This window comes from Roseomonas sp. FDAARGOS_362 (assembly GCF_002754815.1).
GTDB lineage: Bacteria > Pseudomonadota > Alphaproteobacteria > Acetobacterales > Acetobacteraceae > Roseomonas > Roseomonas mucosa.
This window is the reverse complement of the sequence record NZ_CP024588.1, coordinates 3,374,885-3,392,480: the sequence shown is the minus strand read 5'-3', so window position 1 is coordinate 3,392,480 and position 17,596 is coordinate 3,374,885. Positions and strand designations below refer to the sequence as shown.

Here is a 17,596-nt window from a genome sequence, read left to right as displayed (position 1 = left end):
GCCGCTGCCGCGCCAAGGGGCCGGGCGGATGAGAGCCGCGCAGGTGCCTGAGGCAAGACGCCGGACCTTGCGTCATCGGGGCTGCCGGCAGGAGCGATCGTCCGGATCACGCCGTGTGAAGCAGTGGGCTGGAGCGGATGCACGCCCCAGCGCACATCCGCCTCAGGGCGCTCCGTTCCGGGCTCCCGGCGGAGGGTGTCAGCCCGGCGTGTGTTCGTTCTGCTGCGTGCCGGCCCCCCGGACCCTCCGCCTGCGAGGGGCCTTCGCCCGGCCGGGCTCTTCCGCTCGATCGGGATTCTCCCCGGCACCGGTATCCTTGCCGGAGGCCAGGGCCCAGCGGAGCGTGACATAGCCGAGCAGGCCCGCCACCACGGAAGAGGCGAGGACGGCGATCCGGGCCAGTTCCTCGTGCCGGGTGCCGCCGAAGGCGAGGTGCGAGATAAAGAGCGAAACGGTGAAGCCGATGCCGGCCAGGATGCCCAGGGCGGCGATCATGCCCCAGCTCGTCGCTTCCGGCAGGCGGGCAAGGCCTGCGCGACAGGCCAGCCAGGTGGCGCCGAGGAAGCCCACCGGCTTGCCCAGGAGCAGGCCCGCCACGATGCCCAGGGCGACGGGGCTGGCCACGGCGTCGCGCAGCAGGTCGGGCGAGATGGCGATCCCGGCATTGGACAGGGCGAAGAGCGGCAGGACCACGAAGGTGATCCAGGGATTGGCGATGGCCAGGACGCGCTCGGCGGCTTCATAGGTCGCGTCCGAAAGCTCGCTGAGCGTGCCGAGGGCGCGGGCGGCGTCCTCGTGGCCCTCCTGCTTCCTTTCCTGCGAGTCGGATTCCATCTGGCGACGGGCCCGGCGGAAGAGGCGCAGGGGGTGGCGCACCTTGTGGGCGAAGCTGCCGGACGAGACGCGGGGGACGGTGGGCACCAGGAACCCCAGCGCGACCCCGGCCAGGGTGGCGTGGACATGGGCCTGCTGCATCAGGAACCAGACAACCAGGCCGAGCAGCACATAGGGAACACTGGAGATGACGCCGGTCCGGATCAGGCCCAGCACGGCGCCATAGGCGAGCAGCGCGCCCAGCAGCGGCCAGAACTGGACGTCCGGCGTGTAGGCGAAGGCGATGACCAGCAGCCCTCCGACATCGTCCACCGCGGAGAAGGCCATCAGCAGGACGCGCAGGATGCGGGGCATGCTGTGCCCGGCGAAGCCGAGAATGCCCAGGGCGAAGGCGGTGTCCATGGTGACGGGGATGCCCCAGCCCCCCTGCCCCTCCCCGCCCAGGTTGAAGGCGAGGTAGATGAGCACGGGCACGAGCAGGCCGCCGACGGCGCCGAAGAAGGGAAAGGCGGCGGTGGCGCGCTCCGAGAGCAGGCCCTTGGTCAGCTCCCTCTTCACCTCGACGCCGATGCCGAAGAAGAAGATCGGCAGCAGCGCCTCGTTTGCCCATTCGGCGAGGCTGTAGCGGAGCTCCGCCCCGCCGAAGGAGAGGGCAAGCGGCGTTTGCCAAAAGGCGGCATAGGCCTCGGCCCAGGGAGAGTTCATCGCCAGGATGGCGACGGCCGTGGCGATCAGCAGCGGACCGCCGGCGACTTCCGGGGCGAAGAAGAGTGGCGCGATGTTCTGGAAGTAGTGATGTGCGAAGCGGGAGTAATGCGCGCGTGCCCGCAGCTTTCCGTGCAGGCGGGGCGGAATTTTGGGCAACCGGGCTTCCTTCCTCCATCTGCCGCCACCCCGGCCAGGGCGGATGCCTGCCGGCAAGGATGTCCAGGGTGCAACGACCCGGCCCGGCCAAGGTTCAGTGCGGCACCTCATGGAGGGATGCGGGCAGCGGCCTGCGCCTCCTGATTGCGTGGCGCCGTCCCGGGGGGACAAGGCCCCACCTGCAGCCGGGGATCGGGCCGCGGGACAACGGCATCCACCGGAACCCACGAAAGCCCGGGGTCCGGGGACCGGCTTCGGTCCCCGGCGGAGGGGGGGTCCGGCGGGAGAGGCGGCCCCTCTCCCCCGGCGGCCAGCCACGGAGAGCGACGCCCACAGCGGATCGTGTCAGTTCCGCTGGCGGCTGAGGATCACCAGCCAGACGATGCCGCCGATGGTGGCGGCGATGCCCAGCAGCACGAAGAGGGGCACGCCCAGCCAGCGCGGGCCGTGCTGGCCCAGAAGGGGGGCGAGGCCGATGGCGAAGGCGCCGGTGACGACGGCGACGGCGACCTGCAGGGCCGCATGCTCGATGCGGCGGCCGAGCTTCTCCAGCTGGACGACCTCCAGCCGGGCGGAGAAGCGGCCGTACTGCATCCGGCGCAGCACGGTGCGGAGGATGCCCGGCATGTCCTGCGCCAGGCCCTGCATCTCCAGCAGCGCCGCTTCCGTGCGGTTGCGGAGCGCGCGGGGCGTGTAGCGCTGGCGCATCACCTGTTCGACCATCGGGCGCATGGAGCCGACGAGGTCGAAGCCCGGCTCCATGCGGCGGACCACGCCCTCGGCGGTGACCAGGGCCTTGAAGCCCTGGGCGAGGTCGGCGGGCAGGGCCAGGCCGTGGTCGCGCATCAGGCCCATGAAGTCCGGGATGGCCTGGCTGAGCAGGAGCGGGCCGGTGCTGTGGCGGGCGACGAAGGCATCGGCGGCCTCGGCCACCGCGACGGGGTCCACCTCCGGCTGGCCGGCCCAGTCGAGCAGGACGTCGCTGACGCCGGCCGACTTGCCGCGGGCCAGGGCGGCGATGAGGGTCAGCACCTGGTCCCGGCGGCGGAGCGAAAGGCGGCCGATCGTGCCGAAGTCCAGCAGGGCGATGCGGTTGCCGCTCTGGCAGAGGACGTTGCCCGGGTGCGGGTCGGCGTGGAAGAGCCCGTCCACCAGGGTCATGCGGAAGAAGGCCTCGGCGCCCCGGTGCGCCAGGATGGCGGTGTTCATCCCGGCCGCCTCCAGCGTCGCGCGGTCGCGCGGGTGCTGGCCCTCCAGGTGGTCCTCCACCAGCAGCCTTTCGGTGGTGTATTCCCAGTGGATGCGGGGGAAGACGATTTCCGGCCGGTCCGCGAAGCCGGCGGCGATGGCCTCGGCGTTGCGGCCCTCGTTGACGAGATCCAGCTCCTCCCGCATGGCGCCCAGGAGCTGGCGCAGGATGTCGCGGGCACGGTAGCGGGCGAGTTCGGGCCATTCGGCTTCCAGCATCCCGGTCAGGTGGGACAGGAGGCGCAGGTCGGCCTCCACCAGCGGGCGCAGGCCGGGACGGCGGATCTTGACCACCACCTCCTGCCCGTCGCGCAGCGTGGCGCGGTGGACCTGGGCGATGGAGGCTGAGGCGAGCGGCAGGGGTTCGAAGCGGGCGAAGACCTCCTCCGGCGGGGCGCCCAGGTCATCCTCGACCTGGGGGCGCAGGGCCTCGAAGGGCAAGGCGGGGACGTGGCTGTGGAGCCGTTCCAGCTCCTCGATCCAGTCGGGCGGCAGCAGGTCGGCGCGGGAGGCCAGGACCTGGCCGAGCTTGATGAAGGTGGGGCCCAGCTCCTCCAGCGCGCGGCGCACGCGGGCGGGGAGCGAGAGGAGGCGGGCCTCCGCATCGGGCGGTTCCTGGCGCAGGCCCAGCTGGCGCAGCAGGCCGCGCAGGCCGGAACGCTGCACGAAGTCGTCCAGCCCGAAGCGGACCAGCACCGTGCCGATCTGCTGCAGGCGGCGGCGGTCCCGCGCGGCGACGAGGGCGGTCTGGAGCATCTAGAGGCTGTTGTGGACTGACGTGAGGGCCAGATTTGCGGGATGACCCGCAAGTCCTATCCGTCCGACGTATCTGATGAGGAATGGGCGTTGGTTGCGCCCTATCTGGTGCTGCTGCCCGAGGCGTCGGGGCAGCGGCGCCATGCCTTGCGCGAGGTGTTCAACGGGCTGCGCTACGTGGTCAAGACGGGCGCGCCCTGGCGCTGGATGCCCAATGACCTGCCACCATGGGACATCGTCTACGCCCAGGCCCGGCGCTGGCTGGCGGCGGAGGTGTTCGAGGCGATCGTGCACGACCTGCGGGCCGTGCTGCGGCTGGAGGCAGGCCGCGCGGCCGAGCCGACGGCGGCGGTGCTGGACAGCCGGACGCTCCGATCCACCCCGAGAGTGGGGCCAGGGCGGGCTACGACGGGGCCAAGCGCAAGCGGGGCTCGAAGGTGCATGCGGCCGTCGATACGCTCGGCCACCTTCTGGCGCTGCACGTCACGCCGGCCACCGCCGACGACCGTGCCGAGGTCGGGCGCCTGGCCGACGCCGTCCAGAATGCCACCGGCGAGAGCGTCGAGATCGCCTTCGTGGACCAGGGCTATACCGGTCCGAAGCCCTCTGAGGCTGCCGCCAGGCACGGCATTCAGCTCGAGGTCGTCCGCCACCACGAGGCCAAGCGCGGCTTCGTCCTCCTGCCCAGGCGTTGGGTGGTGGAACGCTCCTTCGCCTGGGCTACCCGCTTCCGACGCCTCGTCCGCGACTATGAACGCCTGCCCGAAACACTCGCAGGCCTCCATCTCGTCGCCTTTGCTTGCCTCATGCTCAAGCACCTCACCTCAATCACCCAGGTCCACAACAGCCTCTAGAACAGGCCGCGCCGGTGGCGGGCGTGGCCGGAGGCCCGGGCGGACAGGGTCACGGGGTGCCGCGGGAGGTGCTCGGGGCGGCGCCCGTCGCCGCCCAGGGATTCTCCTTGAACCGTGCCATGAAGGCGGCGTGGCGCTCCAGCTCCCCGGGCGACGGGACGATGGGGCGGGGCTGGCGCGGGCCGGCGGGGCCGGTGGAGGCGACCAGCACGGGGCCCGTGGCCTGGGCCGCCAGGGCGAGGCCCGGCTGCTTGCCGCCCATCAGCTCCAGATAGACCTGGGAAAGCAGCTTCACGTCCAGGAGCGCGTTGTGCGAGGTGCGCATCGAGTTGTCGACGGCGAAGCGCCGGCACAGCGCATCCAGGCTGTTGGGCAGACCGGGGAAGCGCGCCTTGGCGATGGCCAGCGTGTCCACCATGCGGCGGCGGTCGATCACCGGCGCGCCGCAGCGGCGGAACTCGTGGTCCAGGAAGTTGAAGTCGAAGGGCGCGTTGTGCGCCACCACCGGATCGTCGGCCAGGAAGTCCAGCAGATCCGGCAGGATGGCGTCGAAGAGCGGCTTGCCGGCCAGCATCTCGCGCGTGAAGCCGTGGATGCGGGCGGCTTCCTCCGGCACGTCGCGCTGCGGGTCGATCAGCCGGTGGAACTCGCGGCCGGTGGGCATGAAGTTCACCACCTCGATGGCCGCGACTTCCAGCACCCGGTCGCCGGTGGCGGGGTCGAGGCCGGTGGTCTCGGTGTCCAGGATCAGGGCTCGCATGGCCCTGCCCCTAGCACAGAGTGGCGGCGGGTGGCAGCGGCCGTGCCTCCGGCCCTGCGTAGCGGCGCACCAGGGCGCGCACCGCCCGCTGGGCGGCATGGCGCGACAGGCCGGTATGGATGACGTGGTCGGCCAGGCGGCGCTTCTCGGCATCCGGCATCTGGCGGGCGAGGATGGCGGCAAGGCGTTCCGGCGTCATGCCCCGGCGGCGGAGCACGCGGGCGCGCTGCACGGCGGCCGGGGCGGAAACGACGACGACCGTGTCCACGCGCCGCTGCCCGCCGCCTTCCAGCAGCAAGGGGATGTCCAGCACCGCGAGTCGGCGGCCGGCGCGGCGGGCGCGGGCCAGGAAGCGGCGCTCCTCGTCGCGGACCAGCGGGTGGATGATGCGCTCCAGCCGGTTCAGCGCCGCGTCGTCGCCGATCACCGCCCGGCGCAGGGCCTCCCGGTCCACCCGCCGGCCGCCGGGCAGGTCGCGCACCGTGCCGGGAAAGGCGGCCTCGATCGCGGCCAGGGCGCGCCCGCCCGGCCCCTGGAGGCGGTGGACCGTGGCATCGGCGTCGAAGACCGGCACGCCCAGGCGGCGAAAGGCAAGGGCGGCGGTGGACTTGCCCATGCCGATGCTGCCGGTCAGGCCCAGGACCTTCATGCGGACTGCCCTCCGCGCCCGGGGCGGCGGGGGCGGATCGTGGTGGCGGAGCGCGAGTCCCGGCTGGCGTGCATGGCCCACCCTAGGTGGCATCGCCCCGTAAGCCTGGGAAGCCGCCGAGACGATTTGTGGCAGGGGCCGGGGAACTGTGACGCGGGGATGTTCCGGGCGGACGCCGGATCAGCGCGGCGGGATATCCGCCGCGACATGGGCGCGGAGGGCGGCATCGACCTCCGGCATCACGCCGAACCAGGCCGCGAAGCCCGGCCGGCCCTGGTGGAGCAGCATGCCGAGCCCGTCCACGGCGCGCAGCCCGCGCGCCCGGGCGGCGGCCAGCAGGGGCGTTTCCAGCGGCACATAGACGATGTCGCAGACCACCGCCGCGTCCGGCAGGGGCGAGAGGTCGATCTCCAGCGGCGGCTGGCCCCGCATGCCGAGCGGCGTGGTGTTCACCAGCAGGGCGGTTTCCGCCAGCGGCGGGGCGGCGGCGACCTCGATGCGGCCCTCGCCGGGGCGCTCCAGGTCGCGCGCCAGCTTCTCCGCCCGCCAGGTGGCGCGGTTGACCAGCACGACGCGGGGGCAGCCGGCCTTCAGCAGGGCCGCGGCGATGGCGCGCGCCGCGCCGCCGGCGCCGAGCAGGGTGACGGTGCCGTCCGTGGCGCGCCAGCCGGGCGCCTGTTCCTCCATGCTGGCGAGGAAGCCCCAGCCATCGGTGTTGGAGCCGATGATCAGCCCGCCCTGGAAGACCAGCGTGTTGACCGCCCCGGCGCGGTGCGCGGTGTCGTCCACCTCGTCGCAGCAGGCGAAGGCGGCTTCCTTGTGCGGGATGGTGACATTGGCGCCGGCGAAGCCCGCCAGGGTCAGGGCGCGGGCGACTTCCGGCAGGCGGCCGGGTTCCACCGGCAGGGGGATATAGGTGCCGTCGATGCCGTAGCGTTCCAGCCAGAAGCCGTGCAGGCGGGGCGAGCGGGAATGCGAGACGGGCCAGCCGAACACGCCGGCGACCTTCGACCTGCCGGTCAGCATGGGCTGCGCCTCTTCCGCCGCGTCATCGCTGCTGGTCCTTCCTCCTGGTGCGGCGCCTTTCTTGGCACGCCACGTAGCGAATTCCGAATCCCCGCTCCGGGATCGATGGGGTGGCGGGAGGGCCGCCCGCCCCCTGCTAGGGAGCCCCGGCGGGGGCCTGAGGGAGCTGCCTTTCCGGGGAGGCTCCTCCCTGACGGGGCTGGGCCGGAGCGAATGCGGGGCGAAACCCCTCTGGCATTGCCGGCCCGGGAATGCGACCAAGATCGCATCCCGGACGGACTTCCCCAACGGGCTTCAGGGAATGGAAGGCATGACGCGCACGCTGAAGGTCGCGGTCCAGATGGACCCGATCGGCTCCATCGACATCAAGGGCGACAGCACCTTCGCCCTGATGCTGGAGGCCCAGGGCCGGGGGCACCGGCTCTGGCACTACCACCCGCGCGACCTGGCGATGCATGCGGGGCGGGTGATGGCCTGGGCGCAGCCGGTGGAGGTACGCCGCGAGGCCGGCAACCACGCCACGCTGGGCCCGGACGAGGAGATCGACCTCGGCGACATGGACGTGGTGCTGATGCGCCAGGACCCGCCCTTCGACATGGCCTACATCACCGCCACGCACCTGCTCCAGCACATCCATCCGCGGACGCTGGTGGTGAACGACCCCTTCGAGGTGCGGAACGCGCCGGAGAAGCTCTACGTCCTGCAATACACGGACCTGATGCCGGAAACGCTGGTCACCTCCGACCGGCGCCGCATCCTGAAGTTCCGCGAGGCGCATGGCGACATCATCCTCAAGCCGCTCTACGGCAATGGCGGCGCGGGGGTGTTCCATGTGCGGCCGGACGACCCGAACCTCGCCTCGCTGCTGGAGATGTTCACCGAGCGGTCGCGTGAGCCGCTGATGGTGCAGAAATACGTCCCCGCCGTGCGCAAGGGCGACAAGCGCATCATCCTGGTGGATGGCGAGGTGGGCGGCGCGATCAACCGCGTGCCGGCGGAGGGCGAGAGCCGTTCCAACATGCATGTCGGCGGCAAGGCGGTGCAGACAACGCTGACGGAGCGGGAACGCGAGATCTGCGCGCGCATCGGGCCGGACCTGCGGGCGCGCGGGCTGATCTTCGTGGGCATCGATGTGATCGGCGACTACCTGACCGAGATCAACGTGACCTCCCCCACCGGGCTGCAGGAGGTGGCGCGCTTCGACAATGTCTTCCTGGAGAAGCAGATCTGGGAAGCGATCGAGGCGCGCGTGACGCCGCGCTGAGGTGGGCGTGGGGAGAGGCCGGGTCCCCTCCCCACGGACCCCGAAGCGCCCTGTGTCAGCCGCGTTCGCTGTCCAGCGTGGCCATCTGCTTCGGGTCGTAGCGTTCGCCCGCGGCGGCGCCCTTCGGCACGGCACGCCCGATGGCGGCGAGGTCCTCCGGCGTCAACGTGACGTCGAGCGCGCCGAGGGCCTCGTCCAGGCGGTCGCGGCGGCGGGCGCCGACAAGGGGGACGATGTCCTCGCCCTGGGCGGCAACCCAGGCGATGGCGATCTGGGCGACGCTGGCGCCCTTCGCCGCCGCGATGCGGCGCAGTTCCTCCACCAGGGCCAGGTTGCGCTCCACATTGCCCTGCTGGAAGCGCGGGCTGTGGCCGCGGAAGTCGCCGGCGCCGGACTGCCCTGCCTGCCAGTGGCCGCTGATCAACCCGCGCGACAGGACGCCATAGGCGGTGATGCCAATGCCGAGTTCGCGGCAGGTGGGGAGGATGCTGTCCTCGATGCCGCGGGAGATCAGCGAGTACTCGATCTGCAGGTCGCAGATCGGGTGCACGGCGGCGGCGCGGCGGATGGTGTCGGGGCCGACCTCGGACAGGCCGATCTGGCGGACATAGCCGGCCTGCACCATCTCGGCGACGGCGCCGATCGTGTCCTCGATCGGGACCTCCGGATCGAGGCGCGCGGGGCGGTAGATGTCGATGTAGTCCACGCCAAGGCGTTGCAGCGAGTAAGACAGGAAGTTCCTCACCGCCGCCGGACGGGCGTCGTAGCCGGTCCAGTTCAGGGCGGGATCGCGCAGGGCGCCGAACTTCACGCTGATCAATACGTCCTCGCGCCGGCGGGTGCGGAGCGCCTCGCCGATCAGCATCTCGTTATGGCCAACGCCGTAGAAATCGCCGGTGTCGAGCAGGTCGATGCCGGCATCCAGGGCGGCATGGATGGTGGCGATGCTCTCGGCGCGGTCCGCCGGGCCATACATGCCGGACATGCCCATGCAGCCGAGGCCGAGGGCGGAGACGCGCGGGCCTGCCGCGCCGAGTTGGCGGTTCTGCATGATGACTTCTCCTGTCTGCCAATCTTCCCGACGCCGCGATGCGCTGCTTTCCGGGCTGACGGGGAGTATGGGGCGGCGCGGCTCGTGCGATAATCCGGCCTTCTCCGCACGGGTTGTTTGGATTTTTGCACAATGGCCGGTCCCGATCTTGCCGATCTCGATGCCTTCGCCGCGGTGGCACGGACGCGCAGCTTCCGGCGGGCGGCCGGGCTGCGCGGGGTATCCGCATCCTCGCTGAGCGAGGCGGTGCGCCGGCTGGAAACCGTGCTGGGGGTCAGGCTGCTGAACCGCACCACCCGCAGCGTGACGCCGACCGAGGCAGGGGAGCGGCTGCTGGAACGGCTGGGACCGGCCCTGGGCGAGGTCGCGGCGGCGGTGGATGCGGTGAACAGCTTCCGCGACAGCCCGGCGGGGACGCTGCGGCTCAACGTGCCGACGGTGGTGGCGCGGATGATCCTGCCGCCGCTGCTGGAAGCCTTCCTGCGCCGGCATCCGGGCATCCGCATGGAGGTGGTGAGCGACGACAGCTTCATCGACGTGCTGGCCGCCGGCTTCGATGCCGGCGTGCGCTACGACGAAAGGCTGGAGCGCGACATGATCGCCGTGCCCATCGGGCCGCGCGTGCAGCGCTTCGTGGCGGCGGCCTCGCCGGACTACCTGGCGGCGCGGGGCGTCCCACGGCATCCGCGCGACCTGCTCGGGCATGACTGCATCCGGCACCGCTTTTCCAGCGGGATGGTCGCCGTCTGGGAGTTCGAGAAGGACGGGCGCGTGGTGAAGATCGCGCCCGAGGGAAGGCTGGTGGCGGGCAATGCCGAACTGGAGATCTTCCTCGCGGCGCGGGGCTTCGGGGTGGTCAAGCTGTTCGAGGAGTATCTGGCGCCCCACTTGGCTTCCGGTACGCTGGTCCCGGTGCTGGAGGACTGGTCGCAGCGCTTTTCCGGGCCCTTCCTCTATTATCCGGCACGCCGCCACATGCCCGCGCCACTGCGCGCCTTCGTGGATTTCCTGCGGCAGCGGGACAGGCCCGATAGCGCGTGAGGCGCGGCGTCACTCCTTGCGCAGGGCTTCCGGCTTGTGCGCCGCCTTGCCGCCGCTCTTGTCGCTCTTCACCAGGAACTGCGGGTCCTCCGGCGAGGCCCTGACCTTGTGGGCCTTGATCTGCGTGTCGCCGGTCAACTTCTTCTCCACCGTACCGTGGCTGGTGCCGCCGGAGCTTTCCCAGCGCACATGGTCGCCGGGCTTGAGGGACTTGGTCATTCCTGCTCCTCCATCCTTGCCGATGGGCCGGCACGGGTCTGCACGGTCCCTGCAAACGAACGCCTGGTTCCGGTGGGCGTTCGCTCCGGCACGCGATCGTGCGCCCCCAGCCCGCGCCGAGAGGGCGGTGGGTTGTCACGAGAATGTCTTCTCGCACTGCCGGCGGAAATGGCAACAGCGCCGCCCTTTTCCACGGAGGCACGGATGGACGCGACAGGCGGGCGACACATGGACCCGGCGACGGCCACGAAGCGGCTGGGCGAGGCCCCGGCCATCGATCCCAGCGCCAGCCTGCGCGACACGCGCCTCGGCCGGTATTGCGAGGTCGGGGCGCGGACGAAGCTCGCGGAATGCGTCTTCGGCGACTACAGCTACGTCGCGAACGACAGCGACATCATCTATGCCACGCTCGGGCGCTTCTGCTCCATCGCCGCGCAGGTACGGATCAACCCCGGCAACCACCCGCTGGAACGCGTGGCGCTGAACCACTTCACCTACCGCTCCGCCGCCTATGGCCTCGGCGACGATGACGCGGATTTCTTCGCGTGGCGGCGGGACCACCACGTCACGCTCGGCCATGACGTGTGGATCGGGCATGGCGCGGTGGTGCTGCCAGGTCTGCGCATCGGCAACGGCGCCGCCATCGGCGCGGGCGCGGTGGTGACGAAGGATGTGCCACCCTTCGCCATCGTGGTCGGGGTGCCGGGGCGCGTGCTGCGCTTCCGCTTCCCGCCGACGGTGATCGCGGCGCTGGAACGCATCGCCTGGTGGGACTGGCCGCACGAGGTCCTGGGCGAGCGGCTCGGCGATTTCCGCTCGCTCGGCGCGGAGGAATTCTGCCGGCGCTACGATCCGGCATAGGGCCTGGCCCTTTCCTGGCACTGCCGCTCCTGGTGCCGCGCTTCGTGTCCACCCCCGGGGGAGAGGCGCCGCCTCTCCGCCCGGACCCCCTCTCCGCCGGGGACCGAAGCCGGTCCCCGGACCCCGGGCTTGCGTTGGCTCTGCGTGGTGGCCGTCAGCCTGCGGCTCGATCCCTGGGAGCAGGTGGCGACGCGGGGCTCCCGAAAAGGAGAAAACATCGTGTCCGCGCTGGTGACATCGGCAGTTCGCCGGAGAGCGATGCTCTCCGGCGCGATCCGGCATCAGCGAGCGCCAGCGAACCGGGTCCAGGGCCCGCAGGGTCCTGGCGGATAGGGGGTCCGGGGGAAAGGCAGCGCCTTTCACCCGGGACAGAGCAACGCCAGACGCTGGCGCGCAACCCGCGTTTCAGACGGCGCCCTCGGCGAAGATGCGCGAGACGTCGCCCTGCCAGGGGCCACGGGCGCGGACCAGCCAGCGGTCGGCCTGGGTCTGGCCGGTTTCCGCGATCTCCTCGACCGGGGCGAGGAACTTTTCTTCTCCGAGGCCACGCGCCGCCAGCCCGTCGCGGGCGATGCGAACCACGTCGCGCGCCACGTCGCGCAGCGGGCGGCCGCCGATCTCGGCGCGCAGGCCGAGCTTCGGGACCTCGGTCCGCAACCGGCGCATCTCCCCGACGCTCCAGCCGCGCACCAGTTCGAGCCCGGCCTTCTGCGCCGCGTCGTCGTAGAGCAGGCCGGTCCAGAAGGCGGGATGGGCCACGATCATCGCCGGGCTGCCGACATCGGCGCCGCGCATCTCCAGGAAGCGCTTGAGGCGGACATCGGTGAAGACGGTGGTGACGTGATCCGCCCAGTCGCCCATGGTGGCATGGACATCCGGGTGGCCCGGCAGGCCGTGGCGGATGAAGTCGCGGAAGCTGGTGCTGGTGGCGTCCACGAAGGCGCCTTCGCGCATCACGAAGTACATCGGCACGTCGAGAACGTATTCGGCGAAGCGCTCGAAGCCGAAGCCTTCCTCGAAGACCACCGAGGGGATGCCGGTACGGTCGGGGTCGGTGCGGGTCCAGACCTCGCCGCGCAGGGTCAGGTAGTCGGTCGCCCTGCCCTCGCGGAACGGGGAATTGGCCCAGAGGGCGGTGGAGAGGGGCTGCAGCGCCAAGGAGAGGCGCAGCTTCTCCACCATGTCGGCCTCGTCGCCGAAGTCGAGGTTGCTCTGCACGGTGCAGGTGCGGAGCATCATGTCCAGGCCGAGCTCGCCCACGCGCGGCATGTACTGGCGCATGATGGCGTAGCGTTGCTTGGGCATCCAGGGCATGGCGTCACGGGCCGCCAGCGGGTGGAAGCCGACGGGCAGGAAGGCGGTGCCGAGGGGGCCGGCGACCTCGCGCAGCTCCGACAGGTGCGAGTCCAGCTCGGCCGCGGTGGCATGCAAGTCCGCCAGCGGGGCGCCGGAAAGCTCGGTCTGCCCGCCCGGCTCCAGCGAGACGGAGGCATTGTCCTTCACCAGGCCGATGGGGTTGCCGCGGTCGAGGATGGGCTCCCAGCCCCGGGCGGCCAGCCCTTCCAGGATGGCGCGGATGCCGCCGGGATGCTCGTCATAGGTGGGGGGACGCAGGTCGTCGCGGCGGAAGCCGAACTTCTCGTGCTCGGTGCCGATGCGCCAGTCCTGGCGCGGCTTGGAACCCTCCGCGAACCAGTCGGCGAGCTGCCGCACGGAGTGGATCGGCGTGGGATCGGCCTCGCCGGGATTGGACATGCTTCGCTTGCCTATGCGCTCTCGGGCACGCGTGCCCTCAGTTACGACCCTCGGCCCAGTCGCCGCAGAGAGACTGCAGCACCGCGAGCCCCGAGATTGCCGCCGTCTCGGCCCGCAGGATCCGCGGGCCGAGGGCAACCGGCACAACAAAGGGACGCCGCCGCACTGCGTCAAGCTCCGCCGGCGCGAAGCCGCCCTCCGGCCCGACCAGCCAGCCGGGGCCGGAGGCGGGAGAGGCTTGCCGGAGGGTCTCCGCCAGGGGCGGCGCGGCCCCGCGTTCCGCCCCCAGGAAGAGCGGGGCGACGGGCTCCTGGCGCGCCCAGAGGTCGAGGGCCGTGTGCAGCGGCAGAGGGTCGGCGATCTCCGGCACGTCCAGGCGCTCGCACTGCTCGGCGGCCTCGCGGGCGATCAGGCCCAGGCGGTCGCGGTTCACCTTGTCGGCCACGCAGCGGGCGGTGAGGACGGGCCGGATGGCCGCGACGCCGAGTTCGGTCGCCTTCTCCACCGTCCATTCCATCGCGTCGCGCTTCAGCAGGGCGAGGAGGAGGATGGGGCCGGCGGGGGGCGGCTGCGGGCGCAGGCGGCGGCGCAGGACGAAGCGGGCGCTGTCCTTGCGGAGCGCGGCGATGCTCGCCTCGAACTCCCCATCCCGGCCGTTGAACAGGAGGACCGCGTCCCCCACGCCCCGGCGCAGCACGGAGCCCAGGTAGCGGCCCTGGCCGGGGAGGGAATCGGCCTCGGTATCCTCGGCCAGCGGGGCATCGATGAAGAGACGTGGGATGGACATGGCGCTTCAGGCAGGGAGAGTAGCACGCATGGCCGCCTATACCGATATCCGGGCCGAGGGCTGGGTCGCCCGCCTGCCCGTCGCCGCCCGTCCCTATGCGCTGCTCGCCCGGCTGGATCGGCCGATCGGCTCCTGGCTGCTGTTCCTGCCGGGGCTCTGGGCCTTCGCGGCCGTGGCACCGGGCTGGGTGGAGGGAATCCGCCTGGCCCTGTTGTTCGCCATCGGCGCGGTGGCGATGCGCGGGGCGGGCTGCGTGGTGAACGACCTGTGGGACCGCGACATCGACCGGAAGGTGGAGCGCACCGCCGGGCGGCCGCTGGCCTCCGGCGCGGTGACGCCGCGGCAGGCCCTGGCCTGGCTGGCGGTGCTGTGCCTCGTGGGGTTCGCGGTGCTGCTGCAACTGAACGGGCTGGCGATCCTGCTGGGCGTGCTCTCGCTGGTGCCGATCGCGCTCTACCCGCTGGCCAAGCGGGTGACGGGCTGGCCCCAGGCCATGCTGGGCTTCGTCTTCTCCTGGGCGGCGCCGACCGGCTGGGCGGCCGCGACGGGAACGCTGCCAGTGGCCGCCTTCGCGCTGTGGCTCGCCGCCTTCTTCTGGATCCTGGGCTATGACACGATCTATGCCCACCAGGACCGGGAGGACGATGCGATCGTCGGCATCGGTTCCTCCGCCCTGATGCTGGGCGAACGGACGCGGCCCTTCCTGGTGGGGTGCTACGGGCTGGTGCTGGTGCTGCTGGTGGCCACGGGGCTGCTGGCGGGGCTGCGCTGGCCCTTCCTGCTGGCCATGGCACTGCCGGCGGTGCTGCTGGCGCGGCAGGTGCTGACGCTGCGGCTGGACGATCCGGGGCATTGCCTGACCCTGTTCAAGTCGAACCGCGAGGTCGGGCTGGCCATCGCCCTGGCCTTCCTGCTCGGCCGGCCCTAAGGGGACAGCCCCCGGGGGGATGTCATCCCGGAGGATGACTCCGGAAGGGGCGATCGGAATGCCGGCGATGGACAAGCCCCTGGCGGAGGATTTCATCCGCGCGCAGACCGTCCCCGCCCGCCCGTCCCTGGTGCCGGAGGTGGAGCTGTATCTCGCCACCGAGATCACGCCGATCTGGAAGGCGACCGAGACCTGGCTGGAGGCGGAAGGGGTGGAGCCGCCCTTCTGGGCCTTCGCCTGGCCGGGCAGCCAGGCCCTGGCGCGGCTGGTGCTGGACGAGCCCGCCCGCGTGGCGGGGCGCCGGGTGCTGGACTTCGCCGCCGGAGGTGGGCTGGCCGCCATCGCCTGCCACCGGGCCGGGGCGACGTCGGTGGAGGCGGCGGAGCTCGACCCCCTGGCCTGCGCCGCCATCCGGCTGAACGCGCGGCACAACGGGGCGGATTCGGTGCGCGACGTCTGCGGCGACGTGGTGGGGGCACCCGGGCGCTGGGATGTCATCCTGGCGGGCGATGTCTGCTACGAGGCGCCGATGACCCGGCACATCCTGCCCTGGCTGCGCGGCCTCGCCGCGGGCGGGGCGGAGGTCTGGCTGGCCGATCCGGGCCGGGCCTACCTGCCACGCGAGGCCCTGGCGCCCGGGCCGCGCTACACCGTGCCGGTGACGCGGGAGCTGGAGGACCGCGACACGCGGGAGGTCACGGTCTGGCGCGTGCTGCCGCCGGAACAGGCTACTCGACCTGCCGCTTCTCCAGCTTCCGGGCCAGGGTGCGGCGGTGGAGGCCGAGGCGGCGGGCGGATTCGGAAACGTTGAAGCCGGTTTCCGCCAGGGTCTGGTGGATGCGTTCCCATTCCAGGGTCTTGATCGAGGTCGGGCGCTGGCTGAGCGGCGTGGTCACGTTGCCGGCGGCCTTGCCGAAGGCTTCCTCGATGTCGTCGGTGTTGGAGGGCTTGGCGAGGTAGTGGCAGGCGCCGAGCTTGATGGCCTCCACCGCCGTGGCGATGCTGGCGAAGCCGGTGAGGACCACGATCAGCATCGCCGGGTCGTGGTCGTGCAGGGTCTGGACACAGGCGAGGCCCGAGGCGCCGGAGAGCTTCAGGTCCACCACCGCGTAATGCGGCGTGCGGGCCTGGAGAAGCTCCTCCATCTCCTCCGGCCCGGCCGCGACCAGGACCTCGTAGCCACGGCGCTCGAAGGAGCGGCGCAGGGTGCGGGAGAAGCTGGCATCGTCCTCGACGATCAGCAGGAGCCGCTCATCGGGCATCGTCGTCTCCTTCCAGGGCCTCGCCGATGGCGATGGCGGCCAGGGGCAGGGTCAGGGTGACGGTGGCCCCCCGCCCCGGCCGGTTGCGGGCGGTGACGGTGCCGCCCAGCTTGCGCGCGACATTGACCACGAGGAAGAGGCCCAGCCCGCCGCCGGTGCGGCCCTTGGTGGAGCGGTAGGGGCTGCCGAACTCGGCCAGCATCCCCGGCGCGAAGCCCGGGCCGTCGTCGCTCACCTCCAGCAGCAGGTCGTCGCCGTCGCGCGAGGCGGCGAGGTGCACGGCGGGCGAGGGCGCCTCCTGGGCATTGACCAGGAGGTTGGCCAGGACCTGCTTCAGCGCCGGGTCGGCCACGATCGGGATGTCCTCCACCAATTCGTTGCGGAAGGTGAGGCCGAAGCTGGGATGGGCAAGCTCCCATTCGTGGAGGAAATCCTCCAGGAAGGCACCGATGGTGGTGAGCGCCGGGTCCTCCCCCCTCGCCTCCCCGGCGGAAAGGAGGATGCCGCCGATGATCGACTTGCAGCGGTCGATGGCGGCCTGCATCTCGTCGATCTCGCCCTGCAGGTCCTGCATCTCTCGCAGCGCGGGCATGCGCTGCCAGTCGCCCAGGATGACGGAGACGGTGGCCAGCGGCGTGCTGAGCTCATGCGCCGCGCCGGAGGCGAGCAGGCCCATGCGGATGATGTGCTCCTCCTCCACCGCCTGCTGCCGCATATGGGCGAGGTGCGCATCCCTGTCCCGCAGGTTGCCGCTGATGCGGGTGGTGAAGACCATCAGCAGCACGGCGACCAGGATGAAGCAGACCAGCAGCCCGTAGAGATGCAGGGTGAAGAGGTCCGCGCCCAGGCTCTCCGGCAGGAGCAGCGGCCGGTAGTCCAGCGTCAGGCCGAGGAAGCAGGCGATGGCGATGGCCACCACGGCCCAGGCGCCATGCTGTCCCAGCAGCACCGCCGCCAGGGTGACCTGGAGCAGGTAGAGCGAGACGAAGGGGTTGGTCATCCCGCCGCTGAGATAGAGCTGCACCGTCAGGGCGGCCACGTCGAAGGCCAGGACCAGGAAGAGCTCCAGCCCCCCGACGGGGGTGCGCAGGCGCAGGCGGAGCAGGCTGAGGAGGTTGAGCCCGATCAGCGCGGCCACCACCAAGGCCATCTGCCGCAGCGGCAGGTCGATGCCCAGCCCGTAGCGCACGGTGCCGATGGTCAGCACCTGCCCCACCACCGCGACCCAGCGGAGCTGGACGAGCTGGAGCATGTTCTTGCTGCCGGCCTCGTCCCGCGACAGCGGGGGCTGGGCCGGGGCGAGCGGACCGCGGGAGGCCTGCATCAGGCGTTCCGCCTCGGGCCGGGTCCTCCGGCCGCGCCGGGCGGGCGGGCGCTCCGCTGTGCTCGGGGATGGCATCCGCCTCTCCTACCCCCGGGCGGCCTGTCCCGGCGAGG

The 17,596-nt window shown here is 71.7% G+C and carries 16 protein-coding genes and 1 pseudogene; 6 read left to right on the top strand and 11 right to left on the bottom strand.

Translation table 11 applies throughout. The annotated features are described in order from the left end of the window. Positions 1-198: 198 nt before the first annotated feature. Entirely contained in the window at positions 199-1,698 is a 1,500-nt protein-coding gene (nhaA, locus tag CTJ15_RS20000) for a Na+/H+ antiporter NhaA (RefSeq protein WP_019462964.1), read from the bottom strand. Between the two features lie 345 nt (positions 1,699-2,043). Continuing rightward, the gene (locus CTJ15_RS19995; RefSeq protein WP_058389099.1) at positions 2,044-3,702 is read right to left on the bottom strand and encodes an AarF/ABC1/UbiB kinase family protein; all 1,659 of its coding nucleotides are present in this window, start codon (positions 3,700-3,702) and stop codon (positions 2,044-2,046) included. A gap of 42 nt (positions 3,703-3,744) precedes the next feature. On the opposite strand from CTJ15_RS19995, the pseudogene CTJ15_RS19990 reads away from it, so the two are divergent. Beyond that, positions 3,745-4,556, top strand: a pseudogene (locus CTJ15_RS19990) (IS5 family transposase). Between the two features lie 49 nt (positions 4,557-4,605). Here the strand turns inward: CTJ15_RS19990 and dnaQ are convergent. The 3 genes from dnaQ to CTJ15_RS19975 all read right to left on the bottom strand — a co-directional run bounded on the left by dnaQ (position 4,606) and on the right by CTJ15_RS19975 (position 6,991). Next, the gene (gene dnaQ / locus CTJ15_RS19985; RefSeq protein ID WP_075822725.1) at positions 4,606-5,316 is read right to left on the bottom strand and encodes a DNA polymerase III subunit epsilon; all 711 of its coding nucleotides are present in this window, start codon (positions 5,314-5,316) and stop codon (positions 4,606-4,608) included. A 10-nt stretch (positions 5,317-5,326) separates the two neighbouring features. Beyond that, on the bottom strand, positions 5,327-5,965 hold the full coding sequence (gene coaE, locus CTJ15_RS19980) for a dephospho-CoA kinase (protein ID WP_058389100.1): 639 nt from the start codon (positions 5,963-5,965) through the stop codon (positions 5,327-5,329). A gap of 180 nt (positions 5,966-6,145) precedes the next feature. Then, on the bottom strand, positions 6,146-6,991 hold the full coding sequence (locus CTJ15_RS19975) for a shikimate dehydrogenase (protein ID WP_075822726.1): 846 nt from the start codon (positions 6,989-6,991) through the stop codon (positions 6,146-6,148). Positions 6,992-7,301: 310 nt separating this feature from the next. On the opposite strand from CTJ15_RS19975, the gene gshB reads away from it, so the two are divergent. Further along, positions 7,302-8,255, top strand: coding sequence for a glutathione synthase (gene gshB, locus CTJ15_RS19970; protein ID WP_099781889.1), 954 nt, complete (start codon positions 7,302-7,304; stop codon positions 8,253-8,255). A 55-nt stretch (positions 8,256-8,310) separates the two neighbouring features. Here gshB and CTJ15_RS19965 read toward each other — a convergent pair whose 3' ends face one another. Continuing rightward, positions 8,311-9,306 carry an aldo/keto reductase gene (locus CTJ15_RS19965; RefSeq protein ID WP_058389103.1) on the bottom strand — a complete coding sequence of 332 codons (996 nt, stop codon included), beginning with the start codon at positions 9,304-9,306 and terminating at the stop codon, positions 8,311-8,313. Between the two features lie 132 nt (positions 9,307-9,438). On the opposite strand from CTJ15_RS19965, the gene CTJ15_RS19960 reads away from it, so the two are divergent. Beyond that, positions 9,439-10,347, top strand: a complete 909-nt coding sequence (locus CTJ15_RS19960; RefSeq protein WP_099781888.1) for a LysR family transcriptional regulator — start codon at positions 9,439-9,441, stop codon at positions 10,345-10,347. A gap of 9 nt (positions 10,348-10,356) precedes the next feature. Here CTJ15_RS19960 and CTJ15_RS19955 read toward each other — a convergent pair whose 3' ends face one another. Then, positions 10,357-10,566, bottom strand: coding sequence for a DUF2945 domain-containing protein (locus CTJ15_RS19955; protein ID WP_019462956.1), 210 nt, complete (start codon positions 10,564-10,566; stop codon positions 10,357-10,359). Between the two features lie 228 nt (positions 10,567-10,794). Here CTJ15_RS19955 and CTJ15_RS19950 point away from each other — a divergent pair, with 228 nt between their 5' ends. Beyond that, positions 10,795-11,427 carry an acetyltransferase gene (locus CTJ15_RS19950; RefSeq protein ID WP_019462955.1) on the top strand — a complete coding sequence of 211 codons (633 nt, stop codon included), beginning with the start codon at positions 10,795-10,797 and terminating at the stop codon, positions 11,425-11,427. Positions 11,428-11,832: 405 nt separating this feature from the next. On the opposite strand, the gene CTJ15_RS19945 is transcribed toward CTJ15_RS19950, so the two are convergent. Together CTJ15_RS19945 and CTJ15_RS19940 are read right to left on the bottom strand one after the other, a co-directional pair. Next, complete coding sequence (locus CTJ15_RS19945; RefSeq protein WP_019460449.1) at positions 11,833-13,182, bottom strand: glutamate--cysteine ligase; 1,350 nt, start codon at positions 13,180-13,182, stop codon at positions 11,833-11,835. A gap of 37 nt (positions 13,183-13,219) precedes the next feature. Continuing rightward, positions 13,220-13,969: a 16S rRNA (uracil(1498)-N(3))-methyltransferase gene (locus CTJ15_RS19940; protein WP_099781887.1), complete on the bottom strand. Its 750-nt coding sequence runs from the start codon at positions 13,967-13,969 to the stop codon at positions 13,220-13,222. A 28-nt stretch (positions 13,970-13,997) separates the two neighbouring features. Between CTJ15_RS19940 and ubiA the strand changes: the two genes are divergently transcribed. Further along, on the top strand, positions 13,998-14,897 hold the full coding sequence (ubiA, locus tag CTJ15_RS19935) for a 4-hydroxybenzoate octaprenyltransferase (RefSeq protein ID WP_099781886.1): 900 nt from the start codon (positions 13,998-14,000) through the stop codon (positions 14,895-14,897). A gap of 58 nt (positions 14,898-14,955) precedes the next feature. Beyond that, positions 14,956-15,708, top strand: a complete 753-nt coding sequence (locus tag CTJ15_RS19930; RefSeq protein ID WP_099781885.1) for a methyltransferase — start codon at positions 14,956-14,958, stop codon at positions 15,706-15,708. Here the strand turns inward: CTJ15_RS19930 and CTJ15_RS19925 are convergent. Together CTJ15_RS19925 and CTJ15_RS19920 are read right to left on the bottom strand one after the other, a co-directional pair. Next, complete coding sequence (locus CTJ15_RS19925; RefSeq protein WP_019460453.1) at positions 15,626-16,159, bottom strand: response regulator transcription factor; 534 nt, start codon at positions 16,157-16,159, stop codon at positions 15,626-15,628. The two genes, CTJ15_RS19930 and CTJ15_RS19925, sit on opposite strands and share 83 nt — an antisense overlap. Beyond that, the gene (locus CTJ15_RS19920) at positions 16,149-17,558 is read right to left on the bottom strand and encodes an ATP-binding protein (RefSeq protein WP_338929025.1); all 1,410 of its coding nucleotides are present in this window, start codon (positions 17,556-17,558) and stop codon (positions 16,149-16,151) included. Before CTJ15_RS19920 ends, CTJ15_RS19925 begins: the two co-directional genes overlap by 11 nt. Positions 17,559-17,596 lie beyond the last annotated feature (38 nt).